Annotated in this window: 16 protein-coding genes; 9 read left to right on the top strand and 7 right to left on the bottom strand. The window is 68.4% G+C overall.

The genetic code is table 11. The features are described from left to right. The first annotated feature begins 85 nt into the window (after window positions 1–85). The 5 genes from OH804_RS06035 (at window position 86) to OH804_RS06015 (ending at window position 4,145) form a co-directional block, all read left to right on the top strand. Window positions 86–1,453 (top strand): molybdopterin-dependent oxidoreductase, encoded by a 1,368-nt coding sequence (locus OH804_RS06035; RefSeq protein ID WP_406063383.1) that lies wholly within the window; start codon window positions 86–88, stop codon window positions 1,451–1,453. Beyond that, complete coding sequence (locus OH804_RS06030) at window positions 1,446–1,985, top strand: hypothetical protein (protein WP_406063381.1); 540 nt, start codon at window positions 1,446–1,448, stop codon at window positions 1,983–1,985. The genes OH804_RS06035 and OH804_RS06030 overlap by 8 nt, the downstream gene beginning before the upstream one ends. A 40-nt stretch (window positions 1,986–2,025) precedes the next feature. After that, on the top strand, window positions 2,026–2,847 hold the full coding sequence (locus OH804_RS06025; RefSeq protein ID WP_406063379.1) for an S-methyl-5'-thioadenosine phosphorylase: 822 nt from the start codon (window positions 2,026–2,028) through the stop codon (window positions 2,845–2,847). Window positions 2,848–2,966: 119 nt separating this feature from the next. Further along, entirely contained in the window at window positions 2,967–3,686 is a 720-nt protein-coding gene (locus OH804_RS06020) for a VOC family protein (RefSeq protein ID WP_196924057.1), read from the top strand. An 87-nt stretch (window positions 3,687–3,773) separates the two neighbouring features. Further along, the gene (locus OH804_RS06015; RefSeq protein WP_406063377.1) at window positions 3,774–4,145 is read left to right on the top strand and encodes a hypothetical protein; all 372 of its coding nucleotides are present in this window, start codon (window positions 3,774–3,776) and stop codon (window positions 4,143–4,145) included. Window positions 4,146–4,324: 179 nt separating this feature from the next. Here OH804_RS06015 and OH804_RS06010 read toward each other — a convergent pair whose 3' ends face one another. The 3 genes from OH804_RS06010 to OH804_RS06000 all read right to left on the bottom strand — a co-directional run bounded on the left by OH804_RS06010 (window position 4,325) and on the right by OH804_RS06000 (window position 8,500). Continuing rightward, window positions 4,325–5,389, bottom strand: a complete 1,065-nt coding sequence (locus tag OH804_RS06010) for a trypsin-like serine peptidase (RefSeq protein ID WP_406063375.1) — start codon at window positions 5,387–5,389, stop codon at window positions 4,325–4,327. 325 nt (window positions 5,390–5,714) lie between these two features. Then, window positions 5,715–6,266, bottom strand: a complete 552-nt coding sequence (locus OH804_RS06005; RefSeq protein ID WP_406063373.1) for a hypothetical protein — start codon at window positions 6,264–6,266, stop codon at window positions 5,715–5,717. A gap of 491 nt (window positions 6,267–6,757) precedes the next feature. Then, window positions 6,758–8,500 (bottom strand): hypothetical protein, encoded by a 1,743-nt coding sequence (locus OH804_RS06000; RefSeq protein WP_406063371.1) that lies wholly within the window; start codon window positions 8,498–8,500, stop codon window positions 6,758–6,760. Between the two features lie 879 nt (window positions 8,501–9,379). Between OH804_RS06000 and OH804_RS05995 the strand changes: the two genes are divergently transcribed. After that, window positions 9,380–9,739 (top strand): DUF1801 domain-containing protein, encoded by a 360-nt coding sequence (locus OH804_RS05995; RefSeq protein WP_269215351.1) that lies wholly within the window; start codon window positions 9,380–9,382, stop codon window positions 9,737–9,739. Window positions 9,740–9,959: 220 nt separating this feature from the next. Here OH804_RS05995 and OH804_RS05990 read toward each other — a convergent pair whose 3' ends face one another. Beyond that, window positions 9,960–10,640, bottom strand: a complete 681-nt coding sequence (locus OH804_RS05990) for a TetR/AcrR family transcriptional regulator (RefSeq protein ID WP_406063368.1) — start codon at window positions 10,638–10,640, stop codon at window positions 9,960–9,962. 127 nt (window positions 10,641–10,767) lie between these two features. Here OH804_RS05990 and OH804_RS05985 point away from each other — a divergent pair, with 127 nt between their 5' ends. Together OH804_RS05985 and OH804_RS05980 are read left to right on the top strand one after the other, a co-directional pair. Next, a complete protein-coding gene (locus OH804_RS05985) occupies window positions 10,768–11,547 on the top strand; it encodes an SDR family NAD(P)-dependent oxidoreductase (protein ID WP_406063366.1) in 780 nt (259 codons plus the stop codon). Window positions 11,548–11,674: 127 nt separating this feature from the next. Further along, window positions 11,675–11,797: a hypothetical protein gene (locus tag OH804_RS05980; protein WP_406063364.1), complete on the top strand. Its 123-nt coding sequence runs from the start codon at window positions 11,675–11,677 to the stop codon at window positions 11,795–11,797. Window positions 11,798–11,848: 51 nt separating this feature from the next. Here the strand turns inward: OH804_RS05980 and OH804_RS05975 are convergent, their stop codons facing one another. Continuing rightward, entirely contained in the window at window positions 11,849–12,097 is a 249-nt protein-coding gene (locus OH804_RS05975; protein ID WP_406063362.1) for a hypothetical protein, read from the bottom strand. A 99-nt stretch (window positions 12,098–12,196) separates the two neighbouring features. Then, window positions 12,197–12,373 (bottom strand): hypothetical protein, encoded by a 177-nt coding sequence (locus OH804_RS05970; protein WP_406063360.1) that lies wholly within the window; start codon window positions 12,371–12,373, stop codon window positions 12,197–12,199. A 265-nt stretch (window positions 12,374–12,638) separates the two neighbouring features. Here OH804_RS05970 and OH804_RS05965 point away from each other — a divergent pair, with 265 nt between their 5' ends. Then, on the top strand, window positions 12,639–13,682 hold the full coding sequence (locus OH804_RS05965) for an NAD(P)-dependent alcohol dehydrogenase (protein ID WP_406066453.1): 1,044 nt from the start codon (window positions 12,639–12,641) through the stop codon (window positions 13,680–13,682). Between the two features lie 219 nt (window positions 13,683–13,901). Here OH804_RS05965 and OH804_RS05960 read toward each other — a convergent pair whose 3' ends face one another. Continuing rightward, complete coding sequence (locus OH804_RS05960) at window positions 13,902–15,101, bottom strand: low temperature requirement protein A (protein ID WP_307788766.1); 1,200 nt, start codon at window positions 15,099–15,101, stop codon at window positions 13,902–13,904. Window positions 15,102–15,232: the final 131 nt, after the last annotated feature.

The following is a 15,232-nucleotide window of genomic DNA, read 5'->3' as shown; positions in this document are numbered from 1 at the left end:
GCGAGGCCGGATCGCCCGCCTGCCAGGCGATCGGTATCCCGGTATGCCCAAATTTGGGGGCCAGTGGCGTCTAGCGTCCCGGGGTATGGGTGTGACGGACCGGCAAACGGGATTCCCCCAGCGGTGGTGGCGTGCCCTGGAACGACACCCCCCACCGGTCCCCGGTCTGACCGGGGACCGCTGGCGTAGCCCGCTGCGGGGTCCATGGCTCACCGCCGTGTACGGCGCCGTGCTCCTCGTCGGGCTGCCGCTGGTGATCATCACCGGGCTGCTCGACTACGCCGCCTACGGCCCCCAGTTCGATCAGGCCCTACCCCGCGAGGTGGGCTGGTTACGGCTACCGCCGTTCGACTGGCCGACTCGACCGTCGTGGCTGTTCCGGGTCACCCAGGGCCTGCACGTGACGCTCGGCATCATCCTGATCCCCGTGGTGCTGGCGAAGCTCTGGTCGGTGATCCCGAAGCTCTTCAGCTGGCCGCCGGCCCGGTCCCTGGCCCAGGTACTGGAGCGGCTGTCCCTGCTGCTGCTGGTCGGCGGCATCCTCTTCGAGATCGCGACCGGCCTGCTCAACATCCAGTACGCATACCTGTTCGGCTTCGACTTCTACACCGCGCACTACTTCGGCGCCTGGGTCTTCATCGCAGCGTTCGTGGCGCACGTGACACTGAAGCTTCCCCGGATGGTCAGCGCACTCCGATCCCGGCCGGCCCTGCGGGACCGCCGCCGACCGGGGCAGCGCGAACCACTGCGGGCCGAGTTGCGTACCCCGCTGGCCGCGACCCGGCCCGAGCCACCCGATCCGGACGACCTGGTGGCCACCGCACCCGGCGCAGCGACGATGAGCCGGCGCGGCGCGATTGCCCTGGTCGGTGGCCTCTCCGTGCTGCTCGGCGCCCTCACGATCGGGCAGACCCTCGACGGCCGCTGGCGCCGCACCGCACTGCTGCTACCGCGCGGACGTGAGCCCGGCACCGGACCGAACGGCTTCCCGATCAACCGCACCGCCGCCGCGGCAGGCATTCAACCGGACGAGGTGGGGCAACGATGGCGGTTGACCGTGCGGGGCGGCGACCGCCTCGTCACCCTCGACCGTCCCCGCCTGCTGGCCATGGGTCAGCACACCGCCCGCCTGCCGATCGCCTGCGTGGAGGGGTGGTCGACGCGACAGACCTGGTCAGGTGTACGACTGCGCGACCTCGCCACCCTGGTCGGTGTGGACGACCCGGCGTCGGCGCAGATCCGGTCGCTGGAGAAGGCCGGGTTGTTCAACCAGGCGATCCTCCAGGCCAATCAGGTGCTCGACGCCGACTCTCTGCTCGCTCTGCGGGTCAACGGCGTCGATCTTTCGGCCGACCACGGCTTTCCGGCCCGGGTGATCGTCCCCGCCCTGCCCGGCGTGCACTGCACGAAGTGGGTCGCCGAGATCACCTTCCGGACCGGTGCCGATGGATAAGCCCATCCTCCGATTCCGGGCGGCCTACGGATCGTCCCTGCAGCACCTGATCGTCATGATCGCCTGCTTCACCCTCACCGGCTGGGTCGCGCTCCGAATCGCCGAGGAGGCCACTGCTGGGCGAATGCTGCTCTGGTTCGTCGGGGCGGCCGTCGCCCACGACCTCGTCCTCTTTCCGATCTACGCGTCGGCCGACCGGGTGCTGCGCGGTGCACTCGGGCGCTCCGGCGGAGAGGGCCTGCCACCGGCTGTACACCACCCGATGCCGGCTCGCGCCGGGCAGGCACCGCTCCGGCCCTCCCTCCTGAACCACGTCCGGGTGCCTGCGCTCGCCACCGGGCTGCTGTTCCTGGTGTATCTCCCCGGCATCCTGCGGCAGGGCCGGGAAACCTATCTCGCGGCCACCGGTCAGAACCAGCAGCCGTACCTGGCCCGCTGGCTGGCACTCACCGCCGCGCTGTTCCTGGTCAGCGGCGTTTGGTACCTCGTGCGGCAGATCCGCTGGCGACGGGTCGATGGTTCGGAGCGTTGAACAGGCGACTCCCCGTCGTTGTCCCAAGGAAGGCACAAGCATGACCAGGTCCGCTGAACTGCCCCAGGCCGAAGTGGGGGTGATCGGTGGCAGTGGCCTCTACCAACTGGTCGACGGTGGTACGGCGGTCGAGGTCTCCACACCGTACGGCCCGCCGTCCGACCCGGTCACCGTCGGACGCGTCGGTGGCCGTACCGTGGCGTTCCTGCCGCGGCACGGCGCCGACCACCGGTTTCCCCCGCACCGGATCAACTACCGGGCCAACCTCTGGGCACTACGCGCGCTCGGGGTACGCCAGATTCTCGCACCGTGCGCCGTCGGATCGCTCAGCACGGAACTGGTCCCCGGGACGCTCGTCCTCCCCGACCAGATGGTCGACAGGACCAGCGGACGAGCCTGCACCTACTTCGACGACGGTGCGGTCCACACGTCGTTCGCCGACCCGTACTGCCCCAACGGGCGCGCGACCGTCGCCGCCGCCGCCCGCGAGATCGGGTTCGAACCTGTCGTCGGCGCCGCGATGGTGGTGGTGGAAGGCCCACGCTTCTCCACCCGAGCGGAGTCACAGTGGTACGCCCACCAGGGCTGGCAGGTGATCAACATGACCGGGCACCCGGAGGCGATCCTCGCTCGTGAGCTGCAGCTGTGCTACACCCCCATCGCCCTGGTCACCGACCTTGACGCCGGGGTCGATGCGACCGACTCGGTCGGCCACGCAGAGGTGCTGCGCATCTTCGCCGCGAACGTCGAGCGACTACGCGAGGTGCTCCACCGGGCGGTTCCGGCGTTGCCGCCCGACTCCTTCGGCTGCGCCTGCGCCCGCGGCCACGAGGGTGTGCCGCTCCCGATCACCCTGCCCTGACGCGCCGCCGGTCGGCTGGGTGGCGTCGCGTTCCGGGTCATCAGCCGATCGGATGTTCGAAGGCGGCGATCGGCTATTTCCATGTGCGACGGACACCCTGCGACGCCTAGGAAGGAGGCATGACCAACGAGGTGACCGTTCCCCTGCTGCCGTGCGCGTCCATCGACGACATCGAAACCTTCTACGGAGTTCTCGGTTTCCGCACCACGTACAAGCAACGCAAGCCCAACGCGTGCGTGGGGGTGCAGCGGGAAGACCTGCACCTGCAGTTCTTCGAGATCGCCGGATTCGACCCGGAGCAGTCCTACGGCTCCTGTCTCGTCATCACTGCGGACATCGAAGGACTACATCGGGCCTTCGTAGCCGGCATGCGCGCCGCGTACGGCAAGGTACTGGTGTCCGGGACGCCGCGGATGACCCGGCCCAGGGCGCGGAAGAACGCCGACGGGTTGGGCGGATTCAGCGTCATCGACCCGGGCGGCAACTGGATCCGCGTCTTTCGGGACGCCACCACCGCGCCCATGCCGGCCGCCACGCCTGCCGGGCGGCTGGCCAAGGCCCTGGCGAATGCCGTCGTGCAGGCCGATTCCAGGGGAAACGCCGGACAGGCAGTTCGGATCCTCGACAGCGCGTTGGCCCGACCGCAAGCCGACGACGACCCGGTCGAGCAGGTGGAGGTCCTGGTGTACCGCGCCGAACTCGCGATGGTGCTGCACGATCCACAGACTGCGACCGAGCTGCTGGCCCGCGCCCAGTCCGTCACGCTCACGAAAGACGAGTCCGAAAGGGCGGCACCCGCGTTCGACAACGCCGCCGAACTCGCAGCGGCGCTGCGGTGACTCATCATTCGAACGCCTCCGCCATCTCGGCATGAACAGTCGCCGCACGTCGAGGACGGCGGCCGGTGAGGCCACTACCATGCGAGCGTGGCTCACGTTGCCCATGTCCGCCGGCCCTACCCGTTCGCGGCGTTCTGCTGGCTGTTCGTGGTCGTCGCCGTGGTCCTGCGGGACCGCTACGGCCTGCGCCGCCGAAGCGCTGTCGGGCTGACCCTCACCGCCGCGGGTGTGCCCCTCGGCGTGCTGTCCGCCCTGGTCTCCGTGGTGGGCCTGGAACGCGCGCTGACGGTGTGGAACGACCAGCTCGCGCTGCTGCCCTGGGGCCTGTCCCGCATCCTCGGCATCACCGTCCACCTCGGCATCCCCGCGCAACTCCCGGCGTACACCGCCGCCGCCGGAGTCGTCTTGGCCGCCGCCGGCTTGCTCCTGTCACTCGGCCGCCACCGGCAATCCGCCTGACCGCCCACCTCCGCCGACGCGTTGTCCGCGTCGGCGCGGGGCCCTCGATGTCCAAGGGCTAGCTGGCGCGTGCTTGGCGTCATCGACGCACGGCGTCGTCCGGCGGCGTCACGGAGGTCGAGCGGCGGGGATGCCGGTGGGCCGCCAAGGCGCAGAGCGCGCATCGGCGGCCCGCCGTCTCAGCCGTTGTCGATCAGGGTGGCGATCTCGTTGTAGATCAGGTGCGCCTTCGCGCCCTGGTTCGACGGACAACCGCCGAGGTGATGCAGGGCGATCACGCGGTGGCTGGCGTTCAGCACGGGTGAACCCGAGTTGCCGCCGGAGGTGTCACAGCTGTAACTGATGTTCCAGGTGTTGTAGTTCGCGTTCCGGACGGCGCAGGTCGCGCCGTTCTGGGTGTCCTCGTAGATCGACAGTCGCTTCGCGGTGCCGTCGCCGTGCCCGGGGACATAGATCCGGGTGCCGTTGCTGGTGGCGGTAGTTGCCAGGTACAGCGTGCCGAATCCCTGGATGGCGGCGAAGTTGTTGACCGAGAACAGGGTGTAATCCAGCTGGCTGGAGCCGCCGCTGCTCACCCTGTAGAGGGTGGCTCCGCTGACCTTGGTGCCGGCGCCGGGATTCGCGCCGCCGCAGGTGGCGCACTGGTAGTTGAACTGCATCTCGCTGCCGCTCACAGCGGACTGCGTCGAGAAGCAGTGCTTGTTCGTCAGCATCCGGTTGGTGTTGCCGACCCGCCAGGTGGTGCACAGTCCACCGCCGCTGATCAGCAGCCGCGCCACCGCCCTGCCGCGGGCGTACTCGGTGGGGTGGCTGTTTTGGTAGCAGACCACGTCCCGGCGGGCGTCGGTGCTGCACACGGACTGGGTGGAGAAGTTGTGCGCGGCGATTTCCGTGCTGTCGTATCCGCGCCAGAACCGGTCAATGGTGGCGGCGCTGCCACGTGAGGGGCGGTTGCTGTGCAGTGTCACCACGGCGGTGTCGCCCTCCACCGACATCGCCCAGAAACCCGGCTGTCCGTCGGTGGTGTAGTCCGAACCAGTCGCCCGGTTCAGGTGGCGGTCGTACCGGTGGCTCTCCTTGCCGTCGCGGCTCGACACGGTGACGTAGTCGCCTTGGGCCAGTCGCAGCGAGCTGAAGTGCACCTTGACGTAGGTGGCACCGGGGTGCTGGATGATCTGTGTCCCGCCGGCGGGGGCGTAGGACACGGAACTGTCGACGGTGCGGAGTTCACCGATCGTTGTCACACCCTCTGCCGAGAACTGGTTCGATTCCGGTGCCCGCTCGGATCGTGGCGCGAGAGGGGCAACCGAGTACGCCTCGGCCGCGGGTATCGACAGTAGGCTCAGCCCAAGTGTGCAGGCAGCGAGCGCGACCGCCCCCGTTCGTAGGCGGCGCAGGGCATGTGTCATCTGTCGCTCCTTCTCAGGATTCAGTACCGAGACGTGCCTTCGGCCTTCATACCTGAGATCACGCGAGACATGTAATCCCATCTATGTCATAGCTGGTTGCCGCTCCGCTTCATCTGCCTCATTCCGTGGGGTCCGCCCCGATGTGTAACAAATGACCTACCTACTCACCGCCCGGGCGACGTTGGTCGGCTTCGGGCTGGGTCGGCCAACCAGCCGGCCGCATCGACTCCACGAGCTGGGCGAGGTCGAGCCGGTACCAGGAGTGCTGTACGAAGACGTGGAGCTCCGTCCCTCGGCCGTAGATGCGACGTGCGCTCACCTCAAGACCGTCGGGCCGGACGAGCCGGCGTGGCACGCCGACCGGCATCACGTGTTCTTCGCCGATGCGGAACGGCGCGACCAGGTCGTACTCGGGTCCGTAGCCGCCGATCAGCGCCCCCGTGGCGCCGTCGGTCAGCAAGGCCGATGCTCCCTTGCAGGGGACCGCTCCGTAGTCGACTGGCTGATCGTCGCGGACGGCGACGAGGTGGAAGGCGGTGTAGGCGCAACTCCACGCCGTCTCCCCCTCCAGGTTGAGCACATAGCAGTCGTCGATCGGTGGCAGGTCTGCTCGATGCGGGTAGACCCAGGCGGGTTCGAGGTCGAGCGTGAACCTGGCCAGTCCGTGACCTTGCGGGCCGTGGCCACCCATCGCCTCGTCGAAGTAGCCCACCCAGATCGCTCCGCTGGGCGTGGTCAGGACGGTCTCAATCGCGTCGCCGAAGTCGCCCTGCCGTAGACGGTTCCCGTCGGGGCTTCAGACTTCTGCGTTGGCGCCGCTGCGACTGCGCGCCTTGACGAGCAGGACGCAGCCGTCGGGCAGCGGCTGCACGAACGAGGGATCCAGACAGCCGTCGAGTCGAACGGATCGGACCGGTTGACGGTCGCCGTCGTGGATCGTGACGAGACGCTGCCCCGACCCGTCCCTGCTCGCCCACACCGCGTAGGCCTGGTTACCTGGTCCCACTCCGACCGCCTGCGGGGTCCTGTCCCATTGCGGGTCCGCGGAGGGCGGATGCAGGTAGCCCGCATGTCGCAGCGGCACGGCAGGAAGCCGGAGGGCTTCCATCCGCCGGCGCAAGCTCGCCTGCTCACGCTCGGCCCTAGGGCCCAAAAGGTTCCTCCTTGATCAGTGTCTACTCGGTACGGAGCATCCGGCGTCGGTCAAACGCTGGTGCCGCGGACCACGGTCCTGGTGGCCACCGCCAGGTCGAAGAGCTGTTCATCGGCGCGCATCTCGGCGTCGGGATCACCGAGGTAGACGGGTGTCCGATGAGGTGACTCGATCAGCCGGTCGAGATGCGACAGCGCGGGCCCCGCGTACCGGCCCATCTCGCTAAGGACCGCCATGGCGGTCGGGCCGAAGGCGTCGTCGTCGAGGTACTTGGGCAACTCGGCGAGCAGGCGCGGCGCCGCAGCGGGACCGTTGTGCCGCCACAGGGTGGCGGCGACGCCGACCTGCATCGCGCCGGGTTGGGTGAACAGGTGGTTCATCTGGCGGACCTGCCGGTCGGTCAGACCGCCGTGGTGGGTCAGCCATGTCAGCAGGTGTGGGGCGATCCGGCAACGGCGCAGCTGTTCGGGGCGGGCGTCGAGGTAGTCGTCCGCGACCGTCCGGTCCTCTGTAATCGCCAGGACCGCCTTGGCCGCACAGTCGGCGTCGCGATGGTCGCCGGTCATCAGCGGTCGCAGGAGCGCCACCGCCGGTGTCGCGGGCGGTCCAATCTGCTGCAGGGCGAAGACCTCGAGACCGGCCGCCGCCGGATCGCCACGGTCGAGAGCCGCGCGCAAGCGTACGGTCAGCTCCGGTACGGCGGCACGGGCGGCCGGGCCGATCGTCGCCAGGGCGCGGACGGCGGCCACCGCCGGGCATGGCTGCCACGATCGGCCTGCGTGGCACGGATCCCGGTGCCCTGCCAGCACATCCCGCGCGGTCTTGACCACCTCGGTGGGGTCGGACAGTGCGGGCGCCACCGCGGCGAGCGCCCTGGCAAGCCGTGGACTCCGGGCGCCGGCGCGCAGCATACGAAGCAGCACCGGCAAGGCCCGTGGATCCCCGATGCTGCCGAGCGCGGCCGCCACTGTCGTCGACAACGCGGGCTCGGCGAGTAGCGGCACGAGGTTGTCGGCGGCCAGACGGGTCGCGGTCAGCGAAGCACTAACCACCTCGACCGCTGTCACTCGGACCGGGGACGGCGGTTCGTTCAACACCGTCGAGAGCGCCGGTGTCAGCCGAGCTGGCGCAGCCCGCCACGTCCGCATCGCCTCAGCGGCGATATCCAGGCCGGCCTGGCGTGCCCGTTCCGGCTCGTGTCGTCGCAGCAGCCGTTCAACCCACGAGTACGAATCTTCTTCCCGGTCGAGGCGGCTGAGAGCAGCAGCCCACCGCTGCCCCGCTCCCCATGTGCTGCGACCGCCCTGCCCGCCGAGCGCCCCGGCCGCCGCCTCCAAGTCCCCGCGGAGCGCCGCATCCAACCCGGTCCAGTCCCCTGGGATTGCGGTGCGCAGCGCGGCCAACGACCCAAGAACCCGCACGGCAGGCAACTCGTCGCGCCTCATCTGTGCGACCAACCGCGACCACCGGTCATCGTCGGGACGCTGCGGCGGCTCGAGGTAGATCGCCTCGGCCAACGCCACCCGAACCACCGGATCCGACGCCGACGACATCGCATCGGCCGCACGATCAACGCCGGCCGAAGCGACGAACAGCCAGCACGCCGCGCGTCGAACGGCGTCGTCAGGATCCGCCAAGGCGACCGCCGCGACATCCGCAACGGAATCCCCGCCGCCGTCCGGAGTGAACAAACCATTCAGCAACGTCAGCACCGTGAGTCGCACCGCAGAACGCGGGTCACCAGCCAGCCGGAAGAGACGGCGCACGACCGGGCCGGTGCGGTCCGCGTTCACCGCAGCGAAGACCCTCGACCGGACCCTGTTCCCACCGACGGCTACGTCACCGCTGACGACCGCAGCGTCCAACCAGACCAGGTCAGCCGACTCGTCCGCCGGCGCCAACCCGTTCACCGCACCGGGCGCGGGCCGCCCTTCACATCACGCATGATCGCCATCGTGACCCAGTTGGCCGCTGCTCGCAATCGAGTTCAGTGCCCCTCCCCCTGCGTAACGCCATGCGCGGGCCGTAGAACGATTGTCTGGCTGAGCTGCTCCGGGAGTGCGTCGGTCCCCGAGCCGCCCGGGCAAACAGGCTGGCAGCTGCCGCAGAGCTACCGAACGCAGTTGCCCACCCCGACGCCCGCTCCGTAGTTTCGGATCATGGAGCCCGTTCCCGGAACGAGGGCTGGCAGCCTTGAGCCCGGCGGTGTTTCTGGTCTCGATGCCGCCTTCCCGAAGACTCTCAGCGCCGATGTCGCCGCCGGGCTGGCGGTGATGCCGGCCGCTGGACTCCCACCGGGAGGGTCCTTCGGTGTCTTCGTCGGCGAAGAGCACGTCCGGATCCCGTACCGCATCTACTCCGACGAACCCACTGCCGACGCCCGCCGCCGGCCTGCTCCTGTCACGTGGGGCAGAAGCGCCAGACGTGCGGTCGCTGGAATCGATGGCCCTCGGACGCCGAGGAGGTAGCGATCCCTGCGCCCCGTGCGCCTGCTGTGGCGAGTGAGTGCTCGCCCGGTTTGACCGCAAGGGATCACTGCAGTTCGGATCGTTGGATACGGTGACCGTCCACCGGCAGGTCCTGGGTTCATCGACTCGGCTTCCCTGGCAGTCGGGCAGCGAGGCGGTCGCCGACCCTCGGCTACGACACGTTCTGAAGACCAGTGAGCACCGATGAAGGAGAACGCCGTGAACGACGAGGTCACCCAGTACATCAACAAGACGCAGCCGTGGCAGATCGAGGTCTGCGAGAAGCTGCGCGCGATGATCGACCAGACCGTTCCAGGCGTGGAGGAACGACTCCAGTACGGCAAGCCGCACTACCTCAAGAACGGCCACTACGCGGCCGTCATCGCGGTGGCCAAGGCCAAGGTCTCGTTCATGGTGTTCAACGCAGCGGACGTCCCCGAGGTCAAGGGATTCCTCCGGGCGATGGGCAACGGCGAGCGCAAGACCGTCGACATCACCGAAGGGCAGGACGTCGACTTCGGTGCACTCGCCGGCATCCTGGGAAAGACCAGCGCTGCCCTGTAGCGACCGGCGTGCGCGACCGAGATGTGGTGCCGGCCGGCGTCCGTCCCGCGGCGTGGGCCGGCACCGTGCCCGTCGGGCGCGGCCGGGCAGCGGGGACGGGAGCGACGTCGGAGGGCCAGCCCGGGGGCCGCGGGCGGCGGGCCGCTGCACGGGTCGCGGACCGAGGGTCCGCAGAAGCATCCGGCCGGGGCTTGTCCGCGGAGCCTGTTGCCAGGACTTGTCAGCGGCCCTGCGGGTTTTCCGCAGCAGTTGCGGTAACGGCCTCACGGTCCCGGTGGTGAACATCGGTGCCGTACCGCGCAACCATGGTTCGGACGGCTTCTTCCACGACAGCGGTCGTGCGGGCAGGGGTCACCGTCCAGTCCGGGAGCAGAAGGCGCGGCCAGAACAGGTAGTTCGAGATCATCCCGAGGAACTGCGTAGCGGCCATCTCCGGGTCAGCGATGTCTGCGGCTCTGGCGTCGCGCTCGGCCTGGAGGTAGAGCCGGACGGACTCGAAGTACGGCAGTTTGCCCTGTGCGAAATGTGCCTTGGCCAGTTCGGGAAAGCGTGGCAGTTCGGCGATGACGATGCGGAACAGGTCGGTCATCTCCGGCTGGATCAACAGCGTCGCGTAGCGCCGTCCCAGAACCGTCAGGCCGGCCGTCAGGTCACCGGCGGGCGGCAGGTCGTCGACGTCGTTCTCGGCCCACGAGTCGATGACGATGGCATCGAACAGTGCTGCCTTCGTCGGAAACTGCTTGAACAATGTTGCTTTCGACACGCCAGCGCTGTCGGCAACCCGCGCCAGTGATGCCCGGTCGTAGCCCACCTCAAGGAACAGCTCGGTAGCGGCCTGCACGATGAGCGCGCGCTTCTCCTCCGCCACGCGCTGGTGATAGGCCGACGGCGCTGGGGTCATGCGCCCATCATAGCGAGGTGAGTGGGTTGACTCACCACTCGCGGGAGCGTAACTTCGGCGTGGTGAGTCGCTCGACTCACCACCCGGTCTCGGGTTTGTCGTCCCTCGTACGTACCCGGAGGATCTGATGTCCCGTTTCGCCAATCAGACCGTTCTCGTGACCGGCGGCACCGGTGGACAGGGGGCCAGCCACGTTCGCGCCCTGCATGCCGAAGGCGCCAACGTCGTCATCGGTGACATCAACGCCGAGCGTGGTGCTGGCCTCGCGGCCGAGCTGGGAGATGGGGCACGTTTCGTCCGCCTCGACGTGTCCCAGGAGGAGTCGTGGGCCGCCGCCGTCGCGGAGACCGAGAGGGCCTTCGGTGCGCTCACGATCCTGGTCAACAACGCCGGGGTGCAGAACCCGCCGGCCCTCATCGAGTCCACTGACCGGGCTACGTGGGCTCGCATCCTCGACATCAATCTCACCGGTACCTTCCTCGGCATCAAGGCAGCGGCCCCGGCGCTGCGTCGCGCGGGAGGAGGAGCGATCGTCAACATCGCCTCCACCATGGGCACCGGCGGTACCGCCTTCTACGCTCCCTATGTCGCCAGCAAGTGGGCGGTTCGCGGGCTCACTCAGACCGCTGCCCTCGAGTTGGGCCGCGACAACATCCGCGTCAACGCCATCCACCCCGGCGTTGTCGCCACTCCGTTCATCACCGAGCCGGCGGCCGGCAGCGACGCCCCGATCGCCGACTTCTACTCGCCCGAGCCGTTCGCCGTCCCGCGACTCGGGCAGCCCGCCGACATCACTGCGCTGCTGTTGTTCCTCACATCGCCGCAGGCGGCCTTCATCACCGGCGCCGAGTACGTCATCGACGGAGGACTGCTCCTCGGCCCCGCACTGCAGAAAGAAGCCGCATGAACCCCGCAGACCAGCACGGTGAGCGCAGCGCGCTCGACCCGCTTTCACCTTTCACCTCAAGAACGGCATCAGAGCGGACCTGCCGGCGCATGCGACCATCGTCACCGATTCCACGGAACGGGCCGCGGTGATCGCGGTGATCGCGGCCATCGTCGACGACCTCAACCAGCCCCACGACCCCGGCACCGTCAGGCCGCCCCATCCAGACGACTGGACCGCCAGCAGGCTGATGCGAATCGACTTCGACTGAGCCGCCTCGCATGCTGTGGCCAGGAGTCGCTGGTGGCCGCCGTGCCGACCCTTACTGCGGTTGCACCGACTTGTCGCTGTCGACGGCGGTGGCGGCCCAGGAGGCGAGAAGGGCCAGCGCCTGGGCGGTTGGTAAGGCCGGCTCGACGGCGTAGATGGTCAGGGTGAGGTCCGACTCGGCACGCAGGTCCAAGCTCTCGTACGCCAGGGTGAGCTCGCCGACGACGTGGTGGTGGAACTGCTTGGTGCCTCCAGCCGGGGTAGAAGCGGCGCGCGGTGCTGTCGAGACGGCGACCGGCATGTGCTCGAAGTGCGGCCGGATGGTTTTAAGGTGACGATCGAACGGGTTGGTTGATCGGCGGCTTCGAGCACCGTCGCCTTCCTGACGCCGGTCGTGTGCTCAGGCTTGGTGCGCCGCGTTGTACTGCTCGTCGGTGACGGGCTCGAGCCAGGTGGTGGGATCAGAGCCGTCGGGATTGGCCTCCAGCAACGCGAAGTGACTCAGGAAGGTGTCGCCGGTGGCACCGTGCCAGTGCTCTTCACCGGGCGGACAGATGACGGTGTCACCGGCGCGCACCCGCACCACCGATCGCCTTCAGCACGTGCTGCAGGCTACCCAGAAAAGGATGCCCTGGTATTACCACCTAGAGCAGGGCATTTATCACCGCCTGCCCGCTGGTGCTGCCAGGAAAGTGGGCGCAGCAAAGAAGTACCCTGATCGGCCGGAGCGACACCCGGCGCTCCTGAGGGGTACAGCAGTACGCGCCTTGACAGAGACTCGCAGCGCCGCCACGGCTGTGGTGAGGTGCAGGTTGGTCAGCATCACGTCACCGGAGGACACCATCTTCACCGTCAACGCCATCGCCGCGCCTTCTGCCACCGAACCGCTCGTGCGTACCACGATCGAGCGGCGGGACCTGGGCCCGCACGATGTTCTCATCGAAATCCGCTACGCCGGCATCTGCCACTCCGACATCCACACCGTGCGCGGCGACTGGGGCAGCGTTCCCTACCCGCTCACCGTCGGCCACGAGATCGTCGGCCGGATCACCGAGGTCGGCGCCGACGTCACCCGCCACGCGGTCGGCGACCGTGCCGGTGTGGGCTGCATGGTCAACTCGTGTCGCGAGTGCGAGAACTGCCGCACCGGAAACGAGCAGTACTGCCTCAAGGGCAACACCCAGACGTACGCGGGCGTCGACCGGGACGGCACCGTGACCCAGGGCGGATACTCGACCCACGTCGTCGTGGACGAAAACTTCGTGCTGCGGGTGCCAGAAAGCATCCCGTACGAGGCGGCCGCGCCGATGCTGTGCGCGGGCATCACCACGTACTCTCCGTTGGCGCACTGGAACGCCGGTCCCGGCAAGAAGGTCGCCGTGGTGGGCCTGGGTGGTCTGGGCCACATGGCAGTCAAGATCGCCGCGGCGATGGGCGCCGAGGTGACAGTGCTGTCACAGACGCTGGGCAAGAAGGACGACGGCCTGCGCTTCGGCGCCGAGCACTACCACGCCACCAAGGACCCGGCGACGTTCGAGGCGCTCAAGAACAGCTTCGACCTGATCATCAACACGGTCAGCGCACCGATCGACATGGCCAGCTACCTCGGCCTGCTGCGTCTGGACGGCACGCTCGTCAGCGTGGGCGCCCCGCCGCAGCCGCTGCCGGTGCCCGTCTTCGCGTTGTTCGGCAACCGACGTTCATTCGCCGGCTCCAGCATCGGCAGCATCGCCGAGACGCAGGAGATGCTCGACTTCTGCGCCGAGCGCGGCATCGCCCCCGAGGTCGAGGTCATCGGCGCCGAGGCAGTCAACGACGCCTACGAGCGGGTGCTCGCCTCGGACGTGCGGTACCGGTTCGTCATCGACATCGACACCCTGCGCTGATCTTCCCCGGGTGCCAGGGTCCGTCGAACGGCGGGCCCTGGCACCCAGCCGGGCGGGGGCGACCGGTGGCCGGCGGTGATCCACCTGTGGAAGAACGCCTGAACCGGGTTCATCCCGTTCCTCGATTACGGTGACAGCAGCAGCCACGCAAGCAGGCTTGATCCCGATCTGAAACGTCACCAGCGAACTGACTTTGTCTGGTGGGGTACCCGGGACGCGTCAGCGTGGCGGCGAGGCCTCCTCCAATGGACGTCCGCGGGCTCGGGTCGTGTCAGTGACGGCGACGCCGAGCAGGACCGCGACTGCTGCTGCAGCGACCCCGAGGGGCGGTAGGCCGACCATGATCGGCGCCATGGCCGCGAGGACGAGGATCCCGATCGGCCGCGGCCAGGACACTCGGGCGAAGGCCACGTACTCGAATACTGAGCGCCCGGCGAGGTAGAGCGCAGGCCCTCCGAGGATGGCCCCGACCCAGGCGGGTTTGGCGTCCCCGGACGGATCTATGAGGACGAGTTCGGAGCCGGCTGAGCTGGCGAGGATGCCGGACACCATGAGTAGGTGTGCGAACTCGGCCAACCGACCGAGCCGGCCGGGGTCGGCGGATGCCGCGATGGCCTCGCCCAGGATTTGGCCAGCTCGATAGAAGTAGATCCGCCACAGCAACACCGTGGTGAGGAACGACAAGGTAAGGGCCATTGTTCGTTGCGCCACGATCGGACCGCGGAGAAGACTCGATCCGGAGGTCAGGATCGTCTCACCAAGCGCGACAATGACAAGCTGCCAGTAGCGCTCGGCCAAGTGCTCGCCCGCGACGGCCCACGGGGACACCCGCGAGCGACCCAGCCCCGGTACCGGCCAACCGAGTCTGGCCCCCAGGTAGTCGATCGCCAGGGCCACCGTCCACAGCGAATTGCGGGTCACCTCGGGAGCGAAGGCTCCGGCGAGCCACGGTACGGCCGACGCGCCGAACCAGATGAGCGCCAGCATATTGACGCGGCGCAGATTGTGACCGCGCACGATGCCTACGAAGAAGAGGGTGCGGCCCACCTGAATCGCGACATAGGTGCTCGCGAAGAGCAGGCCAGTCTCGGCGAGAGCCCCCGAGATCGCGACCGCCAGGAGCAGGCTCCCGTACATTGTCGCAACGACAACGAACTGGATCGGCGGCTGGAATGGATCGAATCTGCTGGTCACCCATGCCGTCTGGGTCCAGATCCACCAGAGGGCCAAAAGCAGCAGCAGAGTCTCGCCGTTCTCCGCAAGGGATGTGGTCAACCGCTCCGCGACGTGACCCCTGGTGTAGTCCAACACCAACTCGTGCACGATCCGGGTGAGCGCGAAGACGTAGACGAGATCGAAGAACAGTTCCAGGAAGGTCGGCCGCTGCGGACTCTCACGCCTGCGCAGCAGATTGGCCACTCTGTTCCTCGCCACCCGGCCCGCCCGCTTCGTCGGCTTTGTTACTGAAGCAGTCGTACCACGTCGCCGCGCCGCCCACGGACAAGACGCACCCCCGATGACTGAACAGCCTGGCGGACGGCAACCGTGCC

This window comes from Micromonospora sp. NBC_00860 (genome assembly GCF_045207375.1).
Classification (GTDB): domain Bacteria; phylum Actinomycetota; class Actinomycetes; order Mycobacteriales; family Micromonosporaceae; genus Micromonospora; species Micromonospora vinacea.
This window is presented reverse-complemented; position numbering and strand designations above follow the sequence as displayed.